This is a genomic window from Synechococcus sp. CC9616 (genome assembly GCF_000515235.1).
In the GTDB taxonomy this organism is placed as follows: domain Bacteria; phylum Cyanobacteriota; class Cyanobacteriia; order PCC-6307; family Cyanobiaceae; genus Parasynechococcus.
The window spans coordinates 237,258-259,563 of record NZ_KI911558.1 but is presented as its reverse complement, the minus strand read 5'-3'; the positions used below and the strand labels follow the sequence as shown (position 1 = coordinate 259,563).

The 22,306-nt window shown below is 60.3% G+C and carries 22 protein-coding genes and 1 pseudogene; 19 read left to right on the top strand and 4 right to left on the bottom strand.

Annotated elements, in window-relative coordinates; translation table 11 throughout:
• Window positions 1-528, top strand: a pseudogene (rsmD, locus tag SYN9616_RS17805) (16S rRNA (guanine(966)-N(2))-methyltransferase RsmD); the annotation flags it as partial.
• A 16-nt stretch (window positions 529-544) separates the two neighbouring features.
• Here the strand turns inward: rsmD and petG are convergent.
• On the bottom strand, window positions 545-661 hold the full coding sequence (gene petG, locus SYN9616_RS16250) for a cytochrome b6-f complex subunit V (RefSeq protein WP_071839848.1): 117 nt from the start codon (window positions 659-661) through the stop codon (window positions 545-547).
• Window positions 662-715: 54 nt separating this feature from the next.
• Between petG and SYN9616_RS0101510 the strand changes: the two genes are divergently transcribed.
• The 14 genes from SYN9616_RS0101510 to SYN9616_RS0101445 all read left to right on the top strand — a co-directional run bounded on the left by SYN9616_RS0101510 (window position 716) and on the right by SYN9616_RS0101445 (window position 12,594).
• Window positions 716-1,120: a cytochrome c gene (locus SYN9616_RS0101510; RefSeq protein WP_028951556.1), complete on the top strand. Its 405-nt coding sequence runs from the start codon at window positions 716-718 to the stop codon at window positions 1,118-1,120.
• Window positions 1,117-1,875, top strand: a complete 759-nt coding sequence (locus SYN9616_RS0101505; protein ID WP_037990563.1) for an RNA methyltransferase — start codon at window positions 1,117-1,119, stop codon at window positions 1,873-1,875. Before SYN9616_RS0101510 ends, SYN9616_RS0101505 begins: the two co-directional genes overlap by 4 nt.
• A 29-nt stretch (window positions 1,876-1,904) precedes the next feature.
• Window positions 1,905-3,071 carry a serine hydrolase gene (locus SYN9616_RS0101500; RefSeq protein ID WP_028951554.1) on the top strand — a complete coding sequence of 389 codons (1,167 nt, stop codon included), beginning with the start codon at window positions 1,905-1,907 and terminating at the stop codon, window positions 3,069-3,071.
• Entirely contained in the window at window positions 3,068-4,441 is a 1,374-nt protein-coding gene (locus tag SYN9616_RS0101495; protein WP_028951553.1) for a DUF3370 domain-containing protein, read from the top strand. Before SYN9616_RS0101500 ends, SYN9616_RS0101495 begins: the two co-directional genes overlap by 4 nt.
• 11 nt (window positions 4,442-4,452) lie before the next feature.
• On the top strand, window positions 4,453-5,541 hold the full coding sequence (gene bchI / locus SYN9616_RS0101490; RefSeq protein WP_028951552.1) for a magnesium chelatase ATPase subunit I: 1,089 nt from the start codon (window positions 4,453-4,455) through the stop codon (window positions 5,539-5,541).
• 18 nt (window positions 5,542-5,559) lie between these two features.
• Window positions 5,560-6,024 carry a crossover junction endodeoxyribonuclease RuvC gene (ruvC, locus tag SYN9616_RS0101485; RefSeq protein WP_028951551.1) on the top strand — a complete coding sequence of 155 codons (465 nt, stop codon included), beginning with the start codon at window positions 5,560-5,562 and terminating at the stop codon, window positions 6,022-6,024.
• On the top strand, window positions 6,021-6,779 hold the full coding sequence (locus tag SYN9616_RS0101480) for a class I SAM-dependent methyltransferase (protein ID WP_028951550.1): 759 nt from the start codon (window positions 6,021-6,023) through the stop codon (window positions 6,777-6,779). The genes ruvC and SYN9616_RS0101480 overlap by 4 nt, the downstream gene beginning before the upstream one ends.
• Window positions 6,776-7,357 (top strand): 5-formyltetrahydrofolate cyclo-ligase, encoded by a 582-nt coding sequence (locus SYN9616_RS0101475; RefSeq protein WP_028951549.1) that lies wholly within the window; start codon window positions 6,776-6,778, stop codon window positions 7,355-7,357. The genes SYN9616_RS0101480 and SYN9616_RS0101475 overlap by 4 nt, the downstream gene beginning before the upstream one ends.
• A 31-nt stretch (window positions 7,358-7,388) precedes the next feature.
• On the top strand, window positions 7,389-7,805 hold the full coding sequence (locus SYN9616_RS0101470) for a hypothetical protein (RefSeq protein WP_198015116.1): 417 nt from the start codon (window positions 7,389-7,391) through the stop codon (window positions 7,803-7,805).
• The gene (locus SYN9616_RS0101465; RefSeq protein WP_028951547.1) at window positions 7,802-8,239 is read left to right on the top strand and encodes a SufE family protein; all 438 of its coding nucleotides are present in this window, start codon (window positions 7,802-7,804) and stop codon (window positions 8,237-8,239) included. Before SYN9616_RS0101470 ends, SYN9616_RS0101465 begins: the two co-directional genes overlap by 4 nt.
• Before the next feature lie 43 nt (window positions 8,240-8,282).
• Window positions 8,283-9,596, top strand: a complete 1,314-nt coding sequence (locus SYN9616_RS0101460) for a homoserine dehydrogenase (RefSeq protein ID WP_028951546.1) — start codon at window positions 8,283-8,285, stop codon at window positions 9,594-9,596.
• Window positions 9,597-9,716: 120 nt separating this feature from the next.
• Entirely contained in the window at window positions 9,717-9,974 is a 258-nt protein-coding gene (locus tag SYN9616_RS0101455) for a hypothetical protein (protein WP_028951545.1), read from the top strand.
• A 29-nt stretch (window positions 9,975-10,003) separates the two neighbouring features.
• Complete coding sequence (locus SYN9616_RS0101450; RefSeq protein WP_084218286.1) at window positions 10,004-11,575, top strand: ABC transporter substrate-binding protein; 1,572 nt, start codon at window positions 10,004-10,006, stop codon at window positions 11,573-11,575.
• Entirely contained in the window at window positions 11,575-12,594 is a 1,020-nt protein-coding gene (locus SYN9616_RS0101445) for an ABC transporter permease (RefSeq protein ID WP_028951543.1), read from the top strand. Before SYN9616_RS0101450 ends, SYN9616_RS0101445 begins: the two co-directional genes overlap by 1 nt.
• Here the strand turns inward: SYN9616_RS0101445 and SYN9616_RS0101440 are convergent.
• A complete protein-coding gene (locus tag SYN9616_RS0101440; protein ID WP_369791915.1) occupies window positions 12,588-14,261 on the bottom strand; it encodes an alpha/beta hydrolase in 1,674 nt (557 codons plus the stop codon). The genes SYN9616_RS0101445 and SYN9616_RS0101440 overlap by 7 nt on opposite strands.
• A gap of 44 nt (window positions 14,262-14,305) precedes the next feature.
• Here SYN9616_RS0101440 and SYN9616_RS0101435 point away from each other — a divergent pair, with 44 nt between their 5' ends.
• Window positions 14,306-15,484 (top strand): MFS transporter, encoded by a 1,179-nt coding sequence (locus tag SYN9616_RS0101435; protein WP_232200615.1) that lies wholly within the window; start codon window positions 14,306-14,308, stop codon window positions 15,482-15,484.
• Here SYN9616_RS0101435 and SYN9616_RS0101430 read toward each other — a convergent pair.
• Window positions 15,422-15,730: a hypothetical protein gene (locus tag SYN9616_RS0101430; protein WP_028951540.1), complete on the bottom strand. Its 309-nt coding sequence runs from the start codon at window positions 15,728-15,730 to the stop codon at window positions 15,422-15,424. The genes SYN9616_RS0101435 and SYN9616_RS0101430 overlap by 63 nt on opposite strands.
• A 241-nt stretch (window positions 15,731-15,971) precedes the next feature.
• Between SYN9616_RS0101430 and SYN9616_RS0101425 the strand changes: the two genes are divergently transcribed.
• Window positions 15,972-16,943, top strand: coding sequence for a hypothetical protein (locus SYN9616_RS0101425; RefSeq protein ID WP_051410903.1), 972 nt, complete (start codon window positions 15,972-15,974; stop codon window positions 16,941-16,943).
• Between the two features lie 63 nt (window positions 16,944-17,006).
• Here the strand turns inward: SYN9616_RS0101425 and ychF are convergent, their stop codons facing one another.
• Window positions 17,007-18,098 carry a redox-regulated ATPase YchF gene (ychF, locus tag SYN9616_RS0101420; RefSeq protein WP_028951538.1) on the bottom strand — a complete coding sequence of 364 codons (1,092 nt, stop codon included), beginning with the start codon at window positions 18,096-18,098 and terminating at the stop codon, window positions 17,007-17,009.
• A 52-nt stretch (window positions 18,099-18,150) separates the two neighbouring features.
• Between ychF and SYN9616_RS0101415 the strand changes: the two genes are divergently transcribed.
• Window positions 18,151-19,326, top strand: coding sequence for an efflux RND transporter periplasmic adaptor subunit (locus SYN9616_RS0101415; protein ID WP_028951537.1), 1,176 nt, complete (start codon window positions 18,151-18,153; stop codon window positions 19,324-19,326).
• Window positions 19,327-19,348: 22 nt separating this feature from the next.
• Window positions 19,349-22,294 carry a DNA polymerase I gene (polA, locus tag SYN9616_RS0101410; protein ID WP_028951536.1) on the top strand — a complete coding sequence of 982 codons (2,946 nt, stop codon included), beginning with the start codon at window positions 19,349-19,351 and terminating at the stop codon, window positions 22,292-22,294.
• Window positions 22,295-22,306 lie beyond the last annotated feature (12 nt).

Genomic DNA, 22,306 nt, shown 5'->3' with positions numbered 1-22,306 from the left:
ATGCAGGGGCAGCTCCGGCTGACGGGTGGCCGCAAACTGCTCAGTCCCCGCGGTTCGGAGACACGGCCAACCACCTCGAGAGTTCGGGAGGCTGTGATGAACATCCTTTCCCCACGGTTGCCTGGCTGCCGCTGGCTTGATCTATGCAGCGGCAGCGGAGTGATGGGCTGCGAAGCACTCCAGCGCGGTGCTGGGATGGTGCTAGCCGTGGAATCCAACCCCAAAACAGCTCGGATCTGCGAGCAGAACCTGGGTTTGACACAGCAGGACTGTCCAGGCGAATCCAGCGTCAAAGTGGTTCGCAGTGACGTGATCAGCTGGCTAAGCCGTGGCTGGACAGAGCCTGGATTCGACCTGGTTTATCTCGATCCTCCCTACATGAAAGAGCTCTATCAGCCCATTCTCGACAAGCTGATTTCAGGGAAATGGCTGAACCTCGGCAGTCTCGTGATTTGTGAACATTCCGGAAACAATCAGCCAGTGCCAGGGGATGGCTGGGTGCTCGTCGATCAACGACGCTACGGAACAACAGGACTGTTGATGATCAGCCCCCGAGAGCACTGTCTCCCCGACGGTACTGATTCCAGGCCGCGACAAACAGACCCATCAGAGTGACTGGAATCAGCCCGAGAACGATGCCACACAGCAGTGGTTCGATCATTGATCACACAAGGGCGCAGGATTGACCACAATTCTTTCATGCACTTCCATCGCCGTGTCGGAGCCGACATCAACTGCTGCAAATCAGGACGTTGACGCCCAAAGCGACGGTGGCTCTGGTCTGATCAGTGCCTTGGTCGTGCTCGCCGCAGCAGCATGCGTGGTGCTGCTGCTTTGGGTTCTGGGCAACGCCCGACAGGATCCCTACCTCAAGGCCACCCTCGACCTTCAAGGATCTGCGGACCATGGCGGCCAGCTGTTCCGAATCAACTGCGCTGGCTGTCATGGGTTGGCCGGCCAGGGATTGCTTGGTCCCAACCTGATTGGAATCAGTCAGCGAAGTTCAGATCCACGTGTGGTTCACCAGATCGTGAGTGGTGAAACACCGCCAATGCCGAGCTTTCAGATGGAACCCTCATCGATGGCCGACTTACTTGCCTATCTGCGCACACTGCGTTGAGATCGTCATCACCCCATTCCCCACGGGTGGTCGTTCTGGTGGAGCCAGCAGGGGAGCTCAACGTTGGGAGCGTGGCCAGGCTCTGCGCCAACTTCGGCGTGCAGTCCCTGCGTCTTGTCAATCCTCAGTGTGATCATCAGAGCGAAGACGCCCAGCGCATGGCTGTTCATGGCCGCCTGATGCTGGAGCGCGCCACAGTCCATGATTCCTTGCTCAGTGCGCTAGCGGACTGCCGCAGGGCCGTAGCCACCTGCGGTCGGATCGACCACGGAGACATCCCCCTGCTGACTCCTGATCAGGCCCTGTCCTGGTTGCTCAGCAGCGGTGATGGTCCAGCCCGAGAGGGCGAGCCGGTCGCCGTCGTGTTCGGGCGTGAAGACCGGGGACTGAGCAACAGCGAGCTCCGTCTTTGCCAGAGAGTGCTCAGCCTGCACAGCGATGCGACATACCCGTCTCTGAATCTGTCCCACGCCGTTGCAGTGGTGCTCCATGAGATGAATCGCCTGCAGCAGCATTCCCTCAACGACCAAGCCGTGGGGCCGGATCCTGCACCAGCATCAGCGATGAGCGGCTTTCTCAATGATGCCGAAAGCCTTCTGCTGGAGGTGGGATATCTCCTGCCTCACACCGCCTCGGCACGCATGGCGAAAGTGAATGACCTTCTGCAGCGCGCAACAACAGGGCCTGACGAGGTGGCTCTGCTGCGCGGCATGGTGCGTCAGCTGCGATGGGCCGTTCGGGCCAGGCGCCCCTAACCTCTGCCGGAGACGACACAGCTTCAGGGTTGACGAACAGCAGACCATCCAAGCGAGCCGCAGGATGGGGCCGTCCCATACGCTTGGTTCTGCGTCTGATCCTGATGGGTATCGGGTTGGGAGTGCTTACAGGCTCAACTCTGAAAGTGCTGGCGCCGCAGGTCCGCAATCAGCAGATCTCCCTTCCCGATTGGATCACATCGCAGGACTGGTTGTCGGGATTGCAGCCTGCCCCAGTCGATTCCGCCACCTCAACCAAGCCCTCGACTGGCAGCCGTGATGGTGCTGCGGCAAAGCCACTTGGACGATTCGAACCGAAACAGGAGATCGCAGCCCTGTCCGAAAAGTGGAAACAGCTGGCCGCCCAGCAGAAGGACCTCAAGACAAGCGCCTTCATGCTGATCCTGGACGACGGTCGCTTTGCTCAACTGGAGGCTGAGCGGCCCATGCCTGCGGCAAGTTCGATCAAGACCCCAATTCTGCTTGCCTCCCTGGAATTGATTGACAACGGCGATCTGCACTGGAACGAGCCGCTCATCCTCACCAAGGAGCTGATTGGTGGAGGGGCCGGTTGGATGGCCTCAAAGCCTGTCGGGAGCCGCTTTCCAACGTATGAAGTGGCAACGGAAATGATCCGTGTCAGCGACAACTCCGCCACGAATCTGTTGATCGAACGGGTGGGTGGTCAAGCAGCTGTCAACGCCCGTTTCCAAGCCCTCGGACTCCCTGCAACAGAGGTCAACAACTGGCTGCCAGACCTGGATGGAACCAACACCACCAGCGCCCGAGACCTCAGCCGCTCGATCGCTCTGGTCGACAGCGGCGAAACCCTCAGCCCAAGGAGCCGTGATCTCTTCCGCGAAGTGATGTCGACGTCGGTCACCGACACGCTCCTGCCCACTGGACTTCTGCAGGGGATCGGTGGCGCCCAGGGGGCACCGAATGAAAGCCTGGCCCGCAAGGGCTATCGCGTATACAACAAAACAGGAGACATCGGAATTGCCTACGCCGATGCCGGACTGATCGAACTGCCGGATGGACGACGTGCCGTTGCAGGGTTTCTTGTCCAGGGACCCTTCAATGATCCACGGTCGACGGACATGATCCGCGCGTTGGCGAAAGCGATGGCACCACATCTCAAGCCGCAGCCAGCCCCGCCACGACCAGCCGCCCCTGCTTCTAATCCCAAACCATGAGACTGCCCGCTCTGCTCACGACAGCCCTGATCTGCCTTCCCGGAGGATTCACAGAATCAGCACGAGCGAACACTGATGTTGTGCTGCGTCAGCAGCAGGTGAGACCACTGCCAGGGGCGTTGGACACGGTGCTGATGGTGAACGACAACAATCCCGAATTGATCAGGGAGGACGGCATCCTTCTCTCCACCTTTCCGAATGCAGATGGGTGGGGGCTGGATGTTGAACTGGAAGGTCGATTCGACCTGTTCAGCCATCACGTCTACGCAGGAGACGACGACAGCCTGGAATCGACGTTATGGCTCGCGGTTCTGGCAGCCCCTCTGGGTGAAGGCCCCGTCGAACTGAAGCTGCTTGAGGGCAGCACATCCCTGTCCCAGGCCACTCGACCGGGGCAAACCGCTGCACCCTTTCTGCCCCTGCCCACCTTCCTGCGGGAAACCAGTGAAGTGATCGCCGCCGGACCGGGCAGCCGGGTCGCTGGCGACCTGCTGAAGCGACGTCGCGCCTCGGAACTGTCCACCAGCAGCTGGCAGCTTCAGCCAGGGGCACCGACAACGCTGCTGGTGCTTCCCATCCCTGTAGCGGGACTGGACCCACTGCTCAACGGACGCAATCTGCAGCTGCGCCTGCACAGCTCAGGCCCTGTCGCCTTGGCAACGCTGGCCGCCAAGGGCCCAATGAATGCTCCACCACCGCCGGAACGTTGGAAACAGCTGCTGGACAGCGGCCGGTTGAGCTCCAAGGAGCACAGCCCGACAGCGCGCGGAGCCAAAGGGAAAATGATTTATTCCAGAGTCAGCGGGATCCAGATCGGCAGTGGCTGGCGCAGCAGGATCACCGATCCTGAGAGTCCTGTGCTTCAAGTTCCCAGGGGGCCGTTGTCATGGCCGATCAGCAGCCTTGAGCGGGGATCCATGGGCACCGAACAGGTTCAGACGGCCGAGCTGAAGGCGCTTTACCCCAACACCGCCTGGGCAGCCCACGGGAACTACGGCGTTGATTACGACCTCACCCTTCCCTTGAAGAACCGCCAGACAAGGCCGGCAACGGTTGAGATCGCCCTGGAATCTCCAATGAAGACGGATCGTCCGATTGGGGGACTGAACTTTCGCGAAAGCCTCACAGGCCCTGTGATGTTCCGTGGCCCCATCGAAGTTTCAGGCCTGAACGATGCTGACGGTCAGCCCCTCGGGCGCCAGACCATTCACCTTGTTTTACGTCAGGGACAACGGGGCCCTGCCCTCGGCCAACTCACCCTGAAGCCGGGCGAACAACGGGACGTGCGCATCCGTCTCATTTATCCAGCGGATGCCACACCACCCCAGGTGCTTACCGTCCGGCCTGTGAAACAATCCAGTTCTTCTTGAGTCCAGGTCTCGTGAGTGCACCCCGGAAGCGCAGGGTCTTCCCCTTCACGGCCGTGATCGGTCAGGAAGAGATGAAGCTGGCGCTTCTCCTGAATGTGATCGATCCGCGCATCGGCGGCGTGATGATCATGGGCGATCGGGGTACCGGTAAGTCCACCACCATCCGGGCTCTGGCTGACTTGCTGCCGGACATCGACGTCGTAGCTGGCGATCCTTACAACAGCTCTCCCAGCGATCCGGATCTGCAGAGCAGCGAAATCCGTCAACAGCTTGAAGAGGGGCAAAACCTGACAACGGAACCGCGCCAGGTCCCGATGGTGGATCTCCCGCTCGGGGCCACGGAGGATCGACTGTGCGGAACGATCGATATCGAGAAGGCGCTCAGTGAGGGCGTGCGTGCCTTTGAACCCGGATTGCTGGCCAAAGCCAATCGCGGATTGCTGTACGTCGACGAGGTGAACCTTCTCGACGATCATCTGGTTGACGTTCTGCTTGATTCAGCGGCCTCCGGCTGGAACACGGTTGAACGCGAGGGCGTTTCGGTGCGTCACCCCGCCCGGTTTGTGCTGATCGGCTCCGGCAACCCGGAAGAGGGAGAGCTGCGTCCCCAGCTGCTCGATCGATTCGGCATGAGCGTCGAAGTCCGCACCGTTCGCGATCCCGAACTGCGCGTTCAGGTGGTGGACCAGCGCACCGCTTTTGATCGCGATCCCGACGGATTCAGCACGGCAGTGGAAGGAAATCAGAAAGCTCTCCAGGATCGTGTGGTGGAGGCCCAGCAACGGCTCGATGCGGTGAGCATCGATGAGGATCTGCGCCTGCGGATCGCAGCGGTCTGCGGCGAGCTGAATGTTGATGGCTTACGAGGCGACATCGTGACCAATCGTGCCGCCAGAGCCCTGGCTGCATTTGAAGGTCGCGTGGAGGTGAGTGAAGAGGATGTGGCACGGGTCGCCTCCTGTTGCCTACGCCATCGATTGCGGAAGGATCCCCTGGAACAGGTGGATTCCGGCGAACGGGTCGTGAAAGTGTTCTGCAAGGTGTTCGAACGCAGCGAAAGCACTGATCGCGCCGACTTTGAACTGGCTATCGCCGCCTGATCGATCCAGATTGGATCCATGCGAATCCTTGGCATCGACCCGGGCCTCGCCCGGGTGGGCTACGGGGTCATCGACACGGGCAACGGAACCCAGCAGATGCTGGATTGCGGCATTATCCGCACCGATCCAGGTCGATCCGATGGCGATCGCATGGTGGAGATTGCGGCGGATCTTCGACAACTCATCCGCATCTGGCGACCTGAGCTGGCAGCCGTTGAGAAATTCTTCTTTTACCGCTCCAGCAACACGATCAACGTGGTGCAGGCCAGGGGAGTGGTGATGATGACCCTGGCTCGGTTCAAGGTGCCGGTGGTGGAGTTTCCACCAATGCAGATCAAGCTGGCCGTGGCTGGCTTTGGCCACGCGGAAAAGGATGAAGTGCTGGATGCGGTGATGCGGGAACTCAACCTGTCTGAACCACCACGACCGGATGATGCCGCCGATGCACTGGCTGTCGCGCTCACTGGTTGGTATCAGCGATGAGCAACAGCCCAGATCACGGTTGGTTTGAGGCCGTAGCCGACACCTATCAAAGCTGCCGCCCTGGCTATCCCAAGGCCCTTTTTCGTTGGCTGGCAGATCAAGCTCCAGGCCGTCAGTGCTGCTGGGACGCGGCCTGCGGCAGCGGGCAGGCCAGCGTCGGCCTGGCCGCTGAATTTCAGCGGGTGGAAGGAACCGACCTCAGCCCAGCACAGATCGCGGCCGCGCCTGCCCATGAACGCATTCACTACCGGGTGGCGACAGCTGAACAGAGTGGTCTTGAAGCCGCGAGCCTCGATGCCGTGGTGGTGGCTGCCGCAATCCACTGGATCGATGTGCCGCTCTTCAACCAGGAAGTGAAACGGGTGCTGAAGCCCGGCGGTTTACTGGCTTGGCTGGGCTACGACCCGCTGCAGGGAGCGCCCGAACCACTGCAGCTCTGGCTGGATGCGCTGTATCACGAGCGTTTGCAGGGGTTATGGCCGCCCGAACGCATCCATGTGGATCACCGTTATGCCGATCTGCCCTTTCCAGTGAGAAGCCAAATCGTTCCTGAAACCCTGCGCATTGAACTGAATTGGACAGCGAATCAACTGCTGGGTTTCATCAGTACGTGGTCGGCCCTGCGCAGCAATGACCATCAAGGCCTGGACCTAATGGCCACTCTGCGGCAGGAGCTCAAAACGCTCTGGCCGCCTGATCAGAAGCAGTTATCGCTGCATCTGCCTTTGATGGGGCGCTGGGGCCTGCTGCAGTGAGCGCAGACGCTCGTAGCAAACAAGACCTGAGGCGCCACTACCGCGCTCTCCGCCAGCAGCGCAATGACGAGACCATTCGCTCTTGGGTTCTGGAGTTGCTGCTGCCATCAAGCGGCAAAGGACGCTTCCGCCCTGAGGCTGGCCGCCTTGGGCTCTACTGGCCGCTGCCAGGCGAACCGGATCTGATGCCGCTCCTGCCGACACTGCGGGGATGGAAACTGGCGTTGCCCTGCAGTGAAGGACAGGGGGGCCTGAGCTATCGCGCCTGGGATGGCAGGCCACTGGAAGGGCGCGACGGTTGCGGCATTCCCGCACCTGTCGACCAGCCCCCACTGGAGCCTCCTCAACTTCAGCTGTTGCTCGTTCCTGCCCTCGCTGTGGATCAGAGGGGTATGCGGCTGGGCTATGGCGGGGGGGATTACGACCGCCTGCGTGCCAAGCCGCAATGGGCTGATCTGCCGGCCTGGGTGGTGTTGCCCCAAGCCTGCCTCAGCCATGCGCTGCTGCCGAGAGAGCCATGGGATCTGCCATTCAGCGGCTGGATCACGGAAGAGGGGCCTGGCCCGAACGGCCAATGATCCGCATCATGAGCCTCCAGACCTTCGACTGATGCGACTCCTCTTAGCTGCGGTTCTTCTCACGCTCGCTGCCGGAACACCGGTCCGAGCCCATCAGATCGAAAGCGCACTCGAGTATCTCGATGGTGATCTTGAGCTGAGTACCCGTTTTTCCAATGGAGAACCCGCTGCTGGTGCCGTGGTTCGTCTTCTGCAGGCTGACGGAACTCCTGGGGAGGAGCTCGGTAGAACCGATGCATCCGGACAGATCAGGCTCGATCTCAACGGCGTGAAAGACGGTCGCTATGACCTGCAAGTGGATGGCGGCCCTGGCCATCGCGATTACCTCGAGGTTCCAGTCCAGGCCGGCCGGGTGAAGTTGGACGAGGTTGTGCAAAGCCCCATCGTGCTGGTTCTTGTCGGGCTGCTGGTTAACGTGCAGCGCCGAAGGAATCGACACCAGGCATGACCCCCGGCACCGGCAGCGAGGCCCTCGATCGCATGGTGGAGCGTCTCGGCGGAACGGCGGATCCGAAACGTCGCTACGAGTACGTCCTCTGGCTCGCCAAGAAACTCGATCCGCTGCCGCCGGATCAACAGACCGACGACATCAAGGTGCGGGGCTGCGTTTCCCAGGTGTTTGTTCGGGGTGATTTGAACAACGGCGTGATGCGTTGGAAAGGTGATTCCGACGCCTTGATCACGAAGGGCCTGCTGGCTCTTTTGATCCAGGGACTCGATGGATTGACACCAGATCAGGTGCAAGCCATCGATCCCGCCTTCATCGCAGCGACAGGTCTTCAGGCCAGCCTTACGCCCTCGCGTGCCAATGGCTTCCTGAACATCCTGAAAATGATGCAGAACCAGGCCAAAGCGCTCGAGGGTGAAGCCCCTATCGATTAATAGAGTCGGACGGTTGTTGTTGTCCGTTTACGGAAGTGCAGGGATGGGGTCGAGGATCGGCGTAGGACTGCTTGGCTTGGGCACGGTGGGCGGTGGAGTGGCGTCGATCCTGCTGTCCCCCGATGAGCGACATCCTTTGGTCGCAGATCTGGACCTGGTTCGGGTGGCGGTGAGGGATCTCGACCGTCCAAGACCGGTCGACCTATCAGCGGATCAGCTCACCAAGGATCCTGAGGCCGTCGTGAACGATCCCAGCGTGGATGTGGTCGTGGAGGTGATCGGAGGGATCGAGCCGGCGCGCAGCCTGATCCTGAAGGCCATTAGCAATGGTAAATCCGTTGTCACGGCCAACAAAGCCGTGATCGCACGTCATGGCCGCGAAATTGCCGATGCTGCAGCAGCTGCCGGCGTGTACGTGCTGATCGAAGCCGCCGTCGGTGGTGGCATCCCGATCATCGAACCGCTGAAACAGTCCCTGGGAGGGAACCGGATCAACAGAGTCAGCGGCATCATCAACGGCACCACCAACTACATCCTCACGCGCATGGCCACCGAGGGGGTGGCCTATGACGACGTGATTGCCGAGGCTCAGCGTCTCGGGTATGCCGAAGCCGATCCGGCCGCCGATGTCGACGGTCTCGATGCCGCCGACAAGATCGCAATCCTTGCCGCCCTGGCATTCGGAGGCGCCATCGATCGCAGTGGGGTTCCCACCGAAGGCATCAGTAGCTTGCAGGGTCGCGACGTGGAGTACGCCTCACAGCTTGGCTATGGCGTCAAGCTGCTGGCGGTGGCTGAGCGGATGACCGATCAGGGTGCGACTGACGTGCTGCCACTGTCGCTTCGGGTCCAGCCCACGCTGGTACCAACGGACCATCCCCTGGCTGGAGTGAATGGTGTGAACAACGCCATCCTGGTGGAGGGAGATCCCATTGGACGCGTGATGTTCTACGGCCCGGGTGCCGGTGCCGGTCCAACCGCCTCCGCTGTGGTGGCGGACATCCTCAACATTGCCGGTGTTCGCCATGCGAGTGAGGCTGCCGGTCGGCTGGACCCGCTTCTGGCCGCCGACAGCTGGCGACAATGCAAGCTCGTCGATCCCGGCGACGTGCGTCAGAAGCACTATGTCCGTTTCCACACAAGCGACACCCCCGGCGTCATCGGACGGATCGGCAGTTGCTTCGGAGATCGCGATGTTTCGATTCAGTCCATCGTCCAGTTCAGAGCAAACGAAGCTGGCGCGGAAATCGTGGTGATCACCCACGACGTGACCCAAAAACAAATGGACGATGCCCTGAAGGAAATCCAATCCATGCCTGAAATTTCGGGCATGGCAGCCCATCTGGGCTGTCTCTGAACAGGGGATGCGACCCAATCAACACATCCGGGGACTGGCACAACCCCCCTCAGATGCTTCAGAGTGTCAAGATCTTCTACAACTTCAGATCGGAAATTCCGTTCTGTGCTCTGAACGTTCATGCCGAACGCCATCACATCCGAAGTCAGTCAAGGCTGCAGTCTTTCGGATCATCCGCACACCATGACTGTGAACCAGGGGGACCGCGTCAACCTGCTGAGTGATGACAAAAAGCGCGACGACAACGACACATACCAGGTGATTGGTGTTGATGAGCAGCACGATCGCTGCTGGGTACGCCGCTGGCCGCTCGATCCGAAAGCTGGTTCACCGGTGTTTGAAATCTCCTTCAACCAGATCTCCGCAATCGGCTGTTAAATAGCTGGCGAGCAGATCTGACGACTGGCGTGCTGCATCGGACCGGGATCCGCCTCCTGACGGTCATTGGCCTCTGCATCAGCCAGGCAGCCTGCACGGCTCCCCGCGGGGACATCCGCTTAACGGTTGCATCAGCTGGCCGCATCAGTTCGCTCGATCCAGCCCAGGCGAACGGCGGCAGCACCATCCAGCTGCTCAGTGCTCTGGGGGATCCCCTCTACGTCCTGGACACCAAGGGGGAACTGGAGCCTCGCCTGGCATCTGCACTCCCCGAGATCAGTCCTGATGGGCGCACCGTCACGATTCCGCTGCGCCAGGACGTTCTCTTCCACGACGGCACGCGTTTCGATGCAGAGGCGATGGCCTTCAGCCTGCGCCGCTTCCTGAGCATTGGAACCCTCAGTTACGTCGTCGGCGACAGGATCGCCTCGATTGATGTAGCGGATCCCTACACACTTCGCCTCAACCTCAACCGCCGCTCCACCTCGCTGGAAGGACTGCTCACCTCGCTCAACCTGACGCCGATTTCACCCACGGCCTACGGCAAACATGAGGACCGCTTCCTGCATGACCGATTCGTCGGCACCGGTCCTTACCGCCTCACCAGTTTCAGCGAACACCAGCAACGCCTTGAACCCTTTGATCGCTATTGGGGAACGCCTCCGAAGAACAACGGACTCGATCTGATCACACTGAGCAATTCCACAGCCCTCTACGGAGCCCTGCGCAGTGGCGAAGTGGATGTGCTTCTCTCTGCCTCGATTGATGAGGACCAGCGTCATGCCCTTCATCAGCTTGCCGAAACCGGGGCTTTGCACGAGGGGATCGGCCCTGCCACAGGCATCGGCTACATCACGCTGCTCAGCAACGCCGAGCCGTTGAAGGACCAACGCCTGCGCCGCGCCCTGGCCCTCAGCCTCAATCGGGAGGAAATCAGCAAGCGCGTGAGTTACGGACTGAGAACTCCGCTGAGGTCTCTCGTTCCACCGGGCTTACCCGGTGGCGGTCAGCCCAGCTGGCCCAGCCATGATCCGCAGGCCGCAAGACGGCTTCTGAACGAGGCGGGATACTGCCAGGGCAAGTTTCTCACCATCCCGCTGACCTTCCGCTCCAACGTTCCTGCCGACAAACTGCTGGCGCTGACGTGGCAGGCCCAGGTCCAGCGAGACCTGCCGGACTGTCTTGTGCTCAACCTTGATGGGGTGGAGTCGACAACCATCTACCGCCAGCTGGACAAGGGGGCTTACAAGTCGGTCATCCTTGACTGGAGTGGCCAGTATCCCGACCCAGAGGCCTATCTCACACCGCTGCTGAGCTGCATCGCTTCAGAGGGAGACATCTGTCTCGATGGTGAAGCTGCAATCAGTGGCAGTTTCTGGTCGACGCCGGGGCTTGAGAAGTCATTGCAGGCCAGTGATGCCTTGCGAGGACCGGCACGCCTCGCCCCCCTGCAGAGGGTGGAGGAGCTGACAGCCACAGGGGCTGCTTACATTCCCGTTTGGCTGGAAGCTCCGAGGGCATGGGGCCAAACCGACTTGAGCACGCCTGAATTTGATGGCAGCGGACGGGTTCTGCTGCATCAACTCAGGAGAGACAGCTGATGGGACGCGCTCGCGAGCTTCTCCGCTATAGCGCCACTCGGCTCGGCCTCGCTCCTGTGATGCTCTGGCTGATCGCCACGTTGGTATTTCTGCTGCTGAGGGTGGCACCGGGGGATCCGGTGGATGCCGTTCTTGGCAGCCGAGCTCCGGCAGCGGCCAAGGCTGCGATGCGCGCGCGACTCGGCCTCGACCAGTCCTTGCTGGATCAATACCTCAGCTACCTGCAAGGTCTGCTGCAGGGGGATCTGGGGCAGGCGTTGATCAACCAGGAGCCCGTGAGAACAATCATCGGGCGCACGTTGCCTGCCAGCCTGGAACTCAGCGTGATCGCCTTGATCGCCGCTGCAGTGATCGGTCTGAGCATTGGCTTCAGTGGGATCGCCCGACCGGAAGGGAAGCTGGATCTCTCAGGGCGCCTTTACGGACTGGGAACTTACGCCCTGCCACCGTTCTGGGTTGCCATGCTGGTGCAGCTGCTGTTCGCGGTCAGCCTTGGATGGTTCCCGGTGGGAGGCCGATTCCCGCCCAGCCTTTTACCGCCGGAGGGCAGCGGGTTTTATCTCTTCGACAGCATCCGATGCGCCGACTGGGCGGCTCTGCGTGGGGCCATTCGCCACATTGTTTTGCCGGCTGGAACGCTTGCCCTGCTGCTGAGTGGAACCTTCACCACCGCCCTGCGATTGAATCTGCGACGAACCCTTCGGAGTGACTACGTCGAGGCCGCCCGCAGCCGTGGCCTGAGCGAACAACAGGTGGTGCTGCGCCATGGTCTTCCCAATGCCCTGCTGCCTGTGCTCACCATCGCCGGCATCACCGTCGCATCCTTGATTGGGGGCGCCCTGCTGATCGAAGTGACCTTTTCCTGGCCGGGCATCGCCCTGCGCCTCCAGGAAGCGATTAACCAGCGTGACTATCCCGTTGTTCAGGGGATTGTGGTGGTGATCGCAGCACTGGTGGTGCTGGTCAGCGTTGCTGTGGATCTGCTGGTGGCCGCCCTCGATCCAAGAATCCGCTACTGACTTCGCTCAACCAGACCCCTGGCATCTCGGCGGTTCAGGCGGTGCCATCGGATCGAGCCTGTCTGCAGATGCTCCGATGCCCCCATGGGTTCAGACATCTCCACCTGCCTCAGGAAGGTGATCAGTTCATTCATCATCAGCTGCTGAACCACAAGGGGCTGAACACCCACCAGTTCCTCACTCAGCTTGAACAGGTCATTGGCGTTGGCTGCTCCGGGTTGCCCCTCCACGCGAATCGGAGAGAAGTGACTGGCTCCCTCAACGATCACGGCGCGGCTGGCTGGGTGGGATCCGAGTGCGTCCAGAAGCTCCAGCTGCTCACTCAGCGGCGGCGTGATGAGATCAAGCGTGCCGCCTATCAACAGCAGCGGCTGGCCGATTGAAACCGCAGGAGTCGACGGCCAAATCAGGCTTCCAAAGCTGTTGAGCCCCACGACAGCCTGTACAGATGGAATCGGTGGCGGCGGCTTCAAGACGCCCGCTGCCGCCAACTCACACTGCAACAGCACCGAGAGATTGGTGAGCGGTAAATCCTCCAGCGCGTCGCTGCAGCGGTCGGACAGCCCATCGACAGGGGAGATGCCAGTGGCCAGAAGCGCCGTCAGTGCCCCAAGGGAATGACCGATCAGGACCACCCGTTCACCGGGGATCGTCAGCGCACCGGAGCGCTGAGAGCGGATCACCACGTCCATGTCCTGCAGCCGCTGGCGAAGCGCCTTGGCACCCAGGAACGGCTGGCGTCCTTCCAAAAGCGCTTGAACAGCAGCTGCATCGCTGCCTGGATGCTCAAGGACTGCCACCGGCCAGCCTTGCTCCGCCAGGGCTCTGGCCAGCCAGTGGAAATGCTCCGGGTCCCCTCCAAGGCCAGGCATCAGCAGCACCCAGACTCCCTCGGAGGATTCAGGGCTGTTCGGCGGCATCCAGAGCTGAACCCTGAGTCCCCCCGGTCGATGCGCAGCGGGCAGCTGCAACGTGTTCATCGAGATCGCAGTCGTGGGCGATCCAGACGGCAGTTGCATCTGCTGATCCAGCGGTCGCCTTACCGACAGGGAGCTCGCCAGATTCGAGGTCAGTCGCTGATGGCGCTCCATCTGCCGGCGCCAACGGGATGCTGCCAACACCAGAGCATCGAGATCGAGCCTCAGCCGTTCGCTGGGCAGGGCTTCCAGCAGATCGAGGGTCGAAACACTCTTCCGGCGGCGCAGCAACGATTCGAGTGTGGCCAGCACCTCTTCACTGCTGACCAGGCGACTGCCCTCCACACGAATCAACTCACGCAAGGCATCGAGCAACGGACCTGCGGCCCAACTGCGCAGGATCTGCTGACCAAGGCTGCGCCGGGTGAGAACAGGCGCCTCCAGAAGGCGCATCAGGCCAGCCCTGCTGTCCTCATCCAGCAGCAACAGCCAGGTCTTCAACTCAGAACGGCTTTTCCCTTCGGAACGAACCCAGGCGCCAAGGTCACTCACCTTGACAGGAAGCACCACGTCATCAATCTCGACTTCCAGGCGATCAGCTGCCCTGGAAGGCCACAGTCCTGCGTTGAAGAACAGCAGACTGCTCAACAATCCCATTGCCAGTTGTCGTCCTGCTGAGCGTCCGCGCAAGAATCCCTGAACCTCTGCGGTGGTGGAACCAGTTTCCTCCAGGTCTGCGGAATGTGACACGGCTCCGGTTATTGGCCTCGATTGGTGCCGGTGGAGTGGTGTTCATGACCCCGATGGTGTTCCACGCCATCGACTTCTCTGCAAGTCAGGTCGGCAGTGGCCTGGCGCTGTCCGCCCTTGTCGGAACCGTGGTGCGGTTCCTGAGCGGAGCACTTCTCGATCGTGGCTTGTCCTGTTCCTGGCCGGTGAGAATCACCACCATCCTGGCCGTGCTTGCTGACATCACCCTCTTCCGGGCGAACAGTTACAGCGGATTTGTCATTGGTGAAATTCTTCTGGGCTCGGCGGCTGGGCTTTATTGGCCTGCGATTGAACTGGCCGTGCCCCTCAGCTGCGGATCGGTTCCGTCCGGACGCGGATATGCGCTTGTCAGGAGCGCTGATGCCCTCGGTTTCGGCATCGGTGCCCTGTTTGGCTCTCTGTGCGCCTGGCTGGGGATGCTGCGACTGATCTACGGAGTCGAGGCGATCTGCATGATCGCTGTCTTGCTGTTGATCAGCCTGTACCCCTTGCTGGATGAGCGCAGAACAGCTTCTGAGCAGCGACTCCAGGATGACTCCGAGGAGCGCCTCAACCTCACCTGGCTGATACCACTCCTGCCGGTTCTGGCCATCAGCATCGTCGCAACGGGCATCCTGTCGCTCGAGCAGAGCGCCCTACCGATCGATCTTGTCCGTGGCGGTCTTGAGCGACCCGGATTGAGTGAAACGTCCAGTGGCGGGCTGATCGCGCTACAACTCACCTTGTTGGTGATCCTGCAGTGGCCGGTCGGTCGCTGGCTGGCAGATCGGAGCGTGGGATTCGGCCTGGGCCTCAGTTTGTCCAGCTTCAGCGTGGCCTGTCTGTTGCTGGGGCTATCAGCACTGACCTCAACAGGAACCACGTTGGTGGTGCTGGCCTTGCTGCCGATGGCTCTTGCTCAGGCCGCTTTCTTGCCGACAGCGACGGAAGCGGTGATTGAGGAAACCCCTCCCCAGCATCGTGGGCTTGCGATGGCGTTGTTCTCCCAGTGCTTCGCCATTAGCGCCATCGTTGCCCCTCTGATCGGCGGCACGCTTCTGGACAGACAGGGCCATGGCCTGCTGCTCTGGATCGGCATGGCAGCGGCTTGCTTAGCCATGCTCCCAACGGCATACCAACTCAGACCTCGTTTCGACAGCTCAGGGAGTCAGAAACATCTTGTCGATGCTGTAGCAGGGAATCCAGGCCCGCTTGGGAGTTAAGGCCTTGCCCTGACGGTCAAACAGGCTGTACAGGCAAAACTTGTCCTTCTGCTCGAGGGCCGGCCCTTCCACAACCGTGTCGATCGCTTCGATCGACAGCCGATCAGCAGCCCTGTAGCTGGGTTTTTTAGCGAACACCGTGCCTGGGCGAACCGTAAACATCACGGCCTGGGCGCCAGGACAAACAACCAGCCCTGTCGCAACGGTGCTGACGACACACAACAGGATCTGATTCCAGCGATTCATGCTTCACCGACCCAATGCTGGCTGACCATAACTGTGGCGATCCACCAGGAAGAACGGGCGATGTGATTTGCTTCCATGGAACGCGACAAGCACCGGATTAATGGCAGCACGACTCGTCATTCACGCCGGTACGCACAAAACAGCCTCCACATATATCCAGGATAGGCTTTTTCAGAATCGCCTCAAACTCAACGAGCAAGGATTTATTTATAGCCACCCATACGGCTCAAAAACCTTCAAGGTGCTCGCCAGCGACATCTGCAAAGGCGACTGGAGCTCACTCAAAAAACATCTCAACTCCCATAAAAACAAAGGCAAACACCTACTGATCAGCGCCGAACAATTTGCAGTTCCTCTTAATGACCCGAAGACTCTCAGAACCCTTCAGAAACTTGCCCTGAGGAAAGGATTCAAACTCGAGATCGTTATCTTTATTCGCACACAGCTTGACTACATCAACTCACGCTACACCTACTCACTCAGACGCTTTTATCACAGTGCGAGCTTTGAAGAATTCCTAGCCGCCGCAATCGACGGACGCCTTCCAGGGGAGAGCCCTGCACGCGGAAACATTCAGAAACGAAAATACTTATTCGACTTCTGGAGCTATTTTCAGCCGCTTCTCGAAGCGAGAAGACAAGGATTGAAGCTTCAGTTCATTCCCTTCAGGGCAAACAATCAGGATCCCTTTGATCAGTTTCTTGAGGAACTCGGGCTCCCTGCCAACGAATCCTGGACGCAAGGGAGTCATCGCTCCCAGAACAGAAGCCCAGGCATTCGCGGCGTCTGGCTGTCACACCTGCTCAGCCGAAAGCTCCAGGAACAGGGCATCAGTCACCGCCGCATTGAAGGATCCTCCAAGATCATTCTCAAAGAGGAAGCCTGGAGAGGTTGGAACGATCCCTACTTCTGGGGATTCAACAGTCGATTGGCCCGCTCGACTCACGCACACTTCCAGGCCCACAATCAACGTTTCGCCAAGGAAGTCTGGGGGTGCCGCTGGGAAAAGATCTTCCCTAAGGAAACACAGTACCTGGAACGAAAGCGGTGCCGCTATCGCCCCTTATCCCTAGATGAAGAACTCAGGATGCATGCCATTGCCGATCATCTCGTTCGCATGATTGAGCATCGCTGCCACCCTCAGCCCTGGCATGTAATAAGCGACTCAGTCGAGAAACTGCTCTCAAAACTTCAGCCAACCCTTGTTGCTTGAGATCAATCTACGACGATGCATAACAGAAAATCAAAAACTCCCGCGCACACATTCAAATCTCTCTTAAACGTTAAACAAAAACTCCATCACATCCCCTTCTGCAACAAGATAATCCTTGCCTTCACTACGAAGCCAACCCTTGTTTCTGGCCTCTGAAAGAGATCCAGCGTTCAGAAGTTTTTCCCACCCGATGGTTTGGGCACGAATAAAGCCACGTTCGAAATCGGTGTGGATCACGCCAGCTGCCTGTGGTGCCGTCATGCCGGCCTTGAAGGTCCAGGCACGGGTCTCCTTCTCGCCGGTGGTGAAATACGTGCGCAGGCCCAGCAAGCGATACGTCGCCTGAATCAGGCTCTGCAGGCCGCCTTCGCTGACGCCGAGACCTTCGAGGTAATCGGTGCGCTCGTCCTCCCCTAACTCGATCAGCTCCGCTTCAACCTGCGCCGAGATCCGCACCGTCTCAGCCGCTTCCTTGGCCGCCAGTTCGATCACCTCCTCGCAGTAGCCATTGCCCGCTGCCAGCTCCTCTTCGCTGACGTTGGTGGCGTAAATGATCGGTTTGGCCGTCAGCAAGCCGAGGGGTCGAAGCATCGCGTCCTCTTCCTCACTGATCTCGACGCTGCGCGCCGCACCGCCTTGCTCAAGAACCTCCTGAATCCTTTCAAGGGCAGCATCTTCAACCTGCGCCTCCTTGCTGGTGCGTATCTGTTTCTTCAGCCGATCGCGTCGCTTTTCGATCTGGGCCAGATCAGCCAGGCCCAGTTCGAGATTGATCACCTCGGCATCACGGGTCGGGCCGATGGACCCTGAGACATGGATCACATCGTCATCGTCGAAACAACGGATCACATGGACGATGGCGTCGACCTCACGGATGTTGGCCAAGAACTTGTTCCCCAGACCCTCCCCCTGGCTCGCACCCTTCACAAGGCCTGCGATGTCGACGAACTCCATCCGCGTGGGAATCGTGTTCTGACTCTTGCTGAGCTTGGTGAGCTGATCGAGGCGATCATCAGGCACCGCAACCGTCCCAACGTTCGGTTCGATCGTGCAGAAGGGAAAATTGGCTGCCTGCGCCTGAGCATTGGCTACAAGCGCGTTGAACAGGGTGGACTTGCCGACATTGGGCAGTCCGACAATTCCAGCTTTGAGCATGGGCCGGAATCTACCGGCAGGACGCAACAATGTTGTGAACTTTTATGGCCCAATGGTGCGGATCGAGCAACGACCCACGTCCCCGCCCATGGAGGAGCCCTTGCTGGGGTTGCAGCAGACAAACGCCAAACGCAGCCAACGACGCACAGGACTGATCGTTCTGGTTGTGGCCGTTCTCGCCGGTGGGGGCCTGTTCTGGCGGTTCGGACCCGCTCGCAACAGTTCTCGCGATCTGAGCCCATTCACCGTGGAGGCAACCCGCGGGTCGCTCTCAGGGGTGGTGACGGCCAGCGGAGAACTAAAAGCCATCCGGCGCGTGAATGTGAGTCCCCGCAATCGCGGATTGCTGGATCAGCTGCTGGTGAACGAGGGAGATGAGGTGGCAGCGAATCAGGTTCTTGCGGTCATGGATCGGGGAGACATTCTCGACCGGCTCGACGAGCGACGGGCCCTGCTGCGCCAGGCGCAAGCCAATTTCCGTGCCAAGCAGGACGATTTCAAACGCCGTGAGTCCTTGTTTCGCGACGGGGTTCTGAGCGCTGATGACTTCAATACCGTTCGCAGCGACATGATTGCCGCTGAAGCTCAGGTGATCGCCGCCCGCGAGCGGATTGAGCAACTCGAGGAGGAGAACCGTCAGCTGCTGATCCGGGCCCCATTCCCTGGAACGATCACCGCGCGCTACGCCGATCCAGGGGCCTTTGTGACTCCGACCACCACGGCATCCACGAATGCCGGAGCCACCAGCTCCTCGGTGGTAGAGCTGTCCCAGGGACTCGAAGCCGTGGCTCGGGTTCCTGAAAGTGACATCGGTCGCATCGTGATCGGCCAGGACGCTGACGTTCGCGTTGACGCCTTTCCAGATGAACGCTTCAAAGCCCGCGTGTCGGAAATTGCTCCGCGGGCGCAGAAGCAGGACAACGTCACGTCCTTTGAAGTTGATCTGGAACTGATCGATCCGCCCGCAAAGCTGCTGATCGGCATGACGGCCGACGTCGATTTCAAGACCGGTCGAAGCCCTGCACGCACCCTGGTGCCGACCGTGGCCATCGTCACTGAGAACGGCACCCCCGGCGTGTTGTTGGTCGGAGACGACCAGCAGCCACGTTTCCGGAATGTGGACCTGGGCAGCAGCAGCGGTGATCAGACCGCCATTCTGAAAGGCTTACAACCTGGCACTCGCGTGTTTATCGACCTGCCTCCCTGGGCAAAGCAAAAACGCGACTGAGCCCCACAGCCAAGACCTGACCATGCCCGAGGCGTCTCCCAAGCCCCTGCTGCTGCTCGTTGATGGGCACTCACTGGCCTTCCGCAGTTTCTACGCCTTCAGCAAGGGTGGGGAGGGGGGGCTCGCCACCAAGGACGGACGGCCCACCAGCGTCACCTACGGCTTCCTGAAGTCACTGCTGGACACGGGCAAGAGCCTCAACCCCCAAGGGGTTTGCATCGCCTTCGACACTGCGGAACCAACCTTCCGCCACGTCGCTGATGCAAATTACAAAGCGCACCGGGATGTGGCCCCGGAGGTGTTCTTCCAGGATCTCGACCAACTGCAGCTGATCCTGCGAGAGCAGCTGCAGTTACCCCTCTGCATGGCCCCGGGCTATGAGGCGGATGACGTGCTGGGGACCCTGGCGCAGCGTGGTGCGGCGGAAGGCTGGAGCGTGCGGATCCTCTCCGGGGATCGGGACCTGTTCCAGCTGGTGGACGACAAACGCGACATTGCTGTCCTCTACATGGGTGGTGGCCCTTACGCCAAAAACAGCGGGCCGACCCTGATCGATGAGAAGGGAGTACTGGGCAAACTTGGCGTGATGCCTGAAAAGGTTGTTGATCTCAAGGCCCTCACCGGAGACAGCTCCGACAACATCCCGGGGGTACGGGGCGTGGGGCCCAAGACCGCGATCAATCTGCTGAAGGAAAACGGCGATCTGGATGCGGTTTACGTAGCGCTTACAGAAGTGGAGTCCGAGGGTCCGAAAGCCAGTCGCGGTGCGATCAAAGGCGCCCTGAAGGGCAAGCTTCGCAACGATTACGACAATGCCTATCTGTCCAGAAAGCTGGCGGAAATCCTGGTGGACATTCCCCTGCCGGAGGATCCACGCCTGAGCCTGACCGCCGTGGACGCCGGTGCCCTCAGCACGAGCCTGCAGGACCTGGAACTGAACAGCCTGTTGCGACAGGTGGAGGGATTCGTTGCCGCTTTCTCAGCAGGTGGATACGCCACGAACAGCAAACCCCCTGCGACACAGGACAACCTTTATGTGGCCACCGCCACAACTGAAGAAACGTCCGAGGCCAGCGCAGCACCGGCGTTGCAACCGCAACTGATCACAACAGCGGCGGCCCTTGCTGATCTGGTGCAGCAGCTGATGGCCTGCACCGAGGCCAGCTCACCTGTGGCCCTCGACACGGAAACAACAGACCTGAACCCCTTCAAGGCAGAGCTGGTGGGAATCGGCGTGTGTTGGGGAGAGGCACTCGACGCGCTGGCCTACATCCCGATTGGTCATCACCCTGCAGACGACCTCACTTCAGAGCAGTCCCCGCAGTTGCCATTGGAGAGCGTTCTCACCGCCATCGCTCCCTGGCTGGCCAGCAGGGAGCATCCCAAAGCTCTGCAGAACGCCAAATACGACCGCCTGATCCTGTTGCGGCATGGCCTGGCTCTTGAAGGGGTGGTGATGGACACGCTGTTGGCGGACTACCTGCGTGATGCCGCGGCGAAACACGGTTTGGACGTGATGGCGGAACGGGAGTTCGGCTTTTCACCAACGGCTTACGGCGATCTCGTTGGCAAAAAGCAGACCTTCGCGGACGTACCCATCGGTCCAGCCAGCCTTTATTGCGGGATGGACGTGCATGTGACCCGTCGACTGGCCCTGCTGCTGCGTCAACAACTGGAAGCGATGGGCGCTCCCCTAATCCAGTTGCTTGAGCAGGTGGAGCAACCCTTGGAGCCGGTACTGGCCCTGATGGAATCCACCGGCATCCGCATTGATGTGCCTTATTTGAAGGAACTTTCTGAGGAAATGGGCACAACCCTGCAGCGGCTGGAATCGGACGCAAAAGAAGCCGCAGGGGTTGATTTCAACCTGGCTTCGCCGAAGCAACTCGGTGAACTGCTGTTCGACACCCTGGGGCTGGACCGGAAAAAGTCGCGACGCACCAAAACGGGTTACAGCACGGATGCCACGGTGCTCGAGAAACTGGGCAACGACCACCCTGTGGTGCCCCTGGTGCTGGAGCACCGGGTGCTCAGCAAGCTCAAGAGCACCTACATCGATGCCTTGCCTCAGCTGGTGGAAGCGGAAACCGGGCGAGTGCATACCGATTTCAATCAGGCGGTGACGGCAACGGGACGGCTGAGCAGCAGCAACCCCAACCTGCAGAACATTCCCGTGCGCACCGAGTACAGCCGGCGGATTCGCAAGGCATTCCTTCCGCAGCAGGGCTGGACCCTGCTCAGTGCGGACTACTCCCAGATCGAGCTGCGCATCCTCACCCACCTCTCCGGTGAAGAGGTTCTGCAGGAGGCGTATCGCAGTGACGACGACGTGCACGCACTGACGGCTCGACTGTTGCTGGACAAAGACGACGTGAGCTCCGATGAACGTCGCCTCGGCAAGACCATCAACTTCGGCGTGATCTATGGCATGGGGGCCCAGCGCTTTGCACGGGAGACCGGCGTCAGCCAGATGGAGGCCAAGGAATTCCTGGCCAAGTACAAGCAGCGCTACCCCAAGGTGTTCGCCTTCCTGGAACTGCAGGAACGGCTCGCCCTCAGCCGCGGTTACGTGGAGACGATCCTTGGGCGCCGGCGCCCGTTCCACTTCGACCGCAACGGCCTCGGCCGACTGCTGGGCAAGGACCCTCTGGAGATCGACCTGGATGTGGCCCGCCGCGGCGGCATGGAGGCGCAGCAACTCAGGGCCGCCGCCAATGCTCCGATTCAGGGATCGAGTGCCGACATCATCAAAGTGGCGATGGTGCAGCTGCAAGCAGCCCTACACAACCAAGGGCTTCCAGCTCAGCTGCTGCTCCAGGTGCACGATGAACTGGTGCTGGAAGTCGCACCAGACGCATTGGAGACCACCCGAAAGTTGGTGGTGCAGACCATGGAGAACGCCGTGAAACTCAGCGTTCCCCTGGTGGCCGAAACAGGCATCGGCGCAAACTGGATGGAAGCCAAATAGCAGTTTAAAGAA

Bases quoted from the DNA above. Each gene is read 5' to 3' on its own strand.
- petG (WP_071839848.1), bottom strand. From the start codon at position 661: ATGATCGAACCACTGCTGTGTGGCATCGTTCTCGGGCTGATTCCAGTC.
- SYN9616_RS0101495 (WP_028951553.1), top strand. From the start codon at position 3,068: ATGAGACTGCCCGCTCTGCTCACGACAGCCCTGATCTGCCTTCCCGGA.
- ruvC (WP_028951551.1), top strand. From the start codon at position 5,560: ATGCGAATCCTTGGCATCGACCCGGGCCTCGCCCGGGTGGGCTACGGG.
- SYN9616_RS0101480 (WP_028951550.1), top strand. From the start codon at position 6,021: ATGAGCAACAGCCCAGATCACGGTTGGTTTGAGGCCGTAGCCGACACC.
- SYN9616_RS0101470 (WP_198015116.1), top strand. From the start codon at position 7,389: ATGCGACTCCTCTTAGCTGCGGTTCTTCTCACGCTCGCTGCCGGAACA.
- SYN9616_RS0101465 (WP_028951547.1), top strand. From the start codon at position 7,802: ATGACCCCCGGCACCGGCAGCGAGGCCCTCGATCGCATGGTGGAGCGT.
- SYN9616_RS0101460 (WP_028951546.1), top strand. From the start codon at position 8,283: ATGGGGTCGAGGATCGGCGTAGGACTGCTTGGCTTGGGCACGGTGGGC.
- SYN9616_RS0101455 (WP_028951545.1), top strand. From the start codon at position 9,717: ATGCCGAACGCCATCACATCCGAAGTCAGTCAAGGCTGCAGTCTTTCG.
- SYN9616_RS0101445 (WP_028951543.1), top strand. From the start codon at position 11,575: ATGGGACGCGCTCGCGAGCTTCTCCGCTATAGCGCCACTCGGCTCGGC.
- SYN9616_RS0101435 (WP_232200615.1), top strand. From the start codon at position 14,306: ATGACCCCGATGGTGTTCCACGCCATCGACTTCTCTGCAAGTCAGGTC.
- SYN9616_RS0101430 (WP_028951540.1), bottom strand. From the start codon at position 15,730: ATGAATCGCTGGAATCAGATCCTGTTGTGTGTCGTCAGCACCGTTGCG.
- ychF (WP_028951538.1), bottom strand. From the start codon at position 18,098: ATGCTCAAAGCTGGAATTGTCGGACTGCCCAATGTCGGCAAGTCCACC.
- SYN9616_RS0101415 (WP_028951537.1), top strand. From the start codon at position 18,151: ATGGTGCGGATCGAGCAACGACCCACGTCCCCGCCCATGGAGGAGCCC.
- polA (WP_028951536.1), top strand. From the start codon at position 19,349: ATGCCCGAGGCGTCTCCCAAGCCCCTGCTGCTGCTCGTTGATGGGCAC.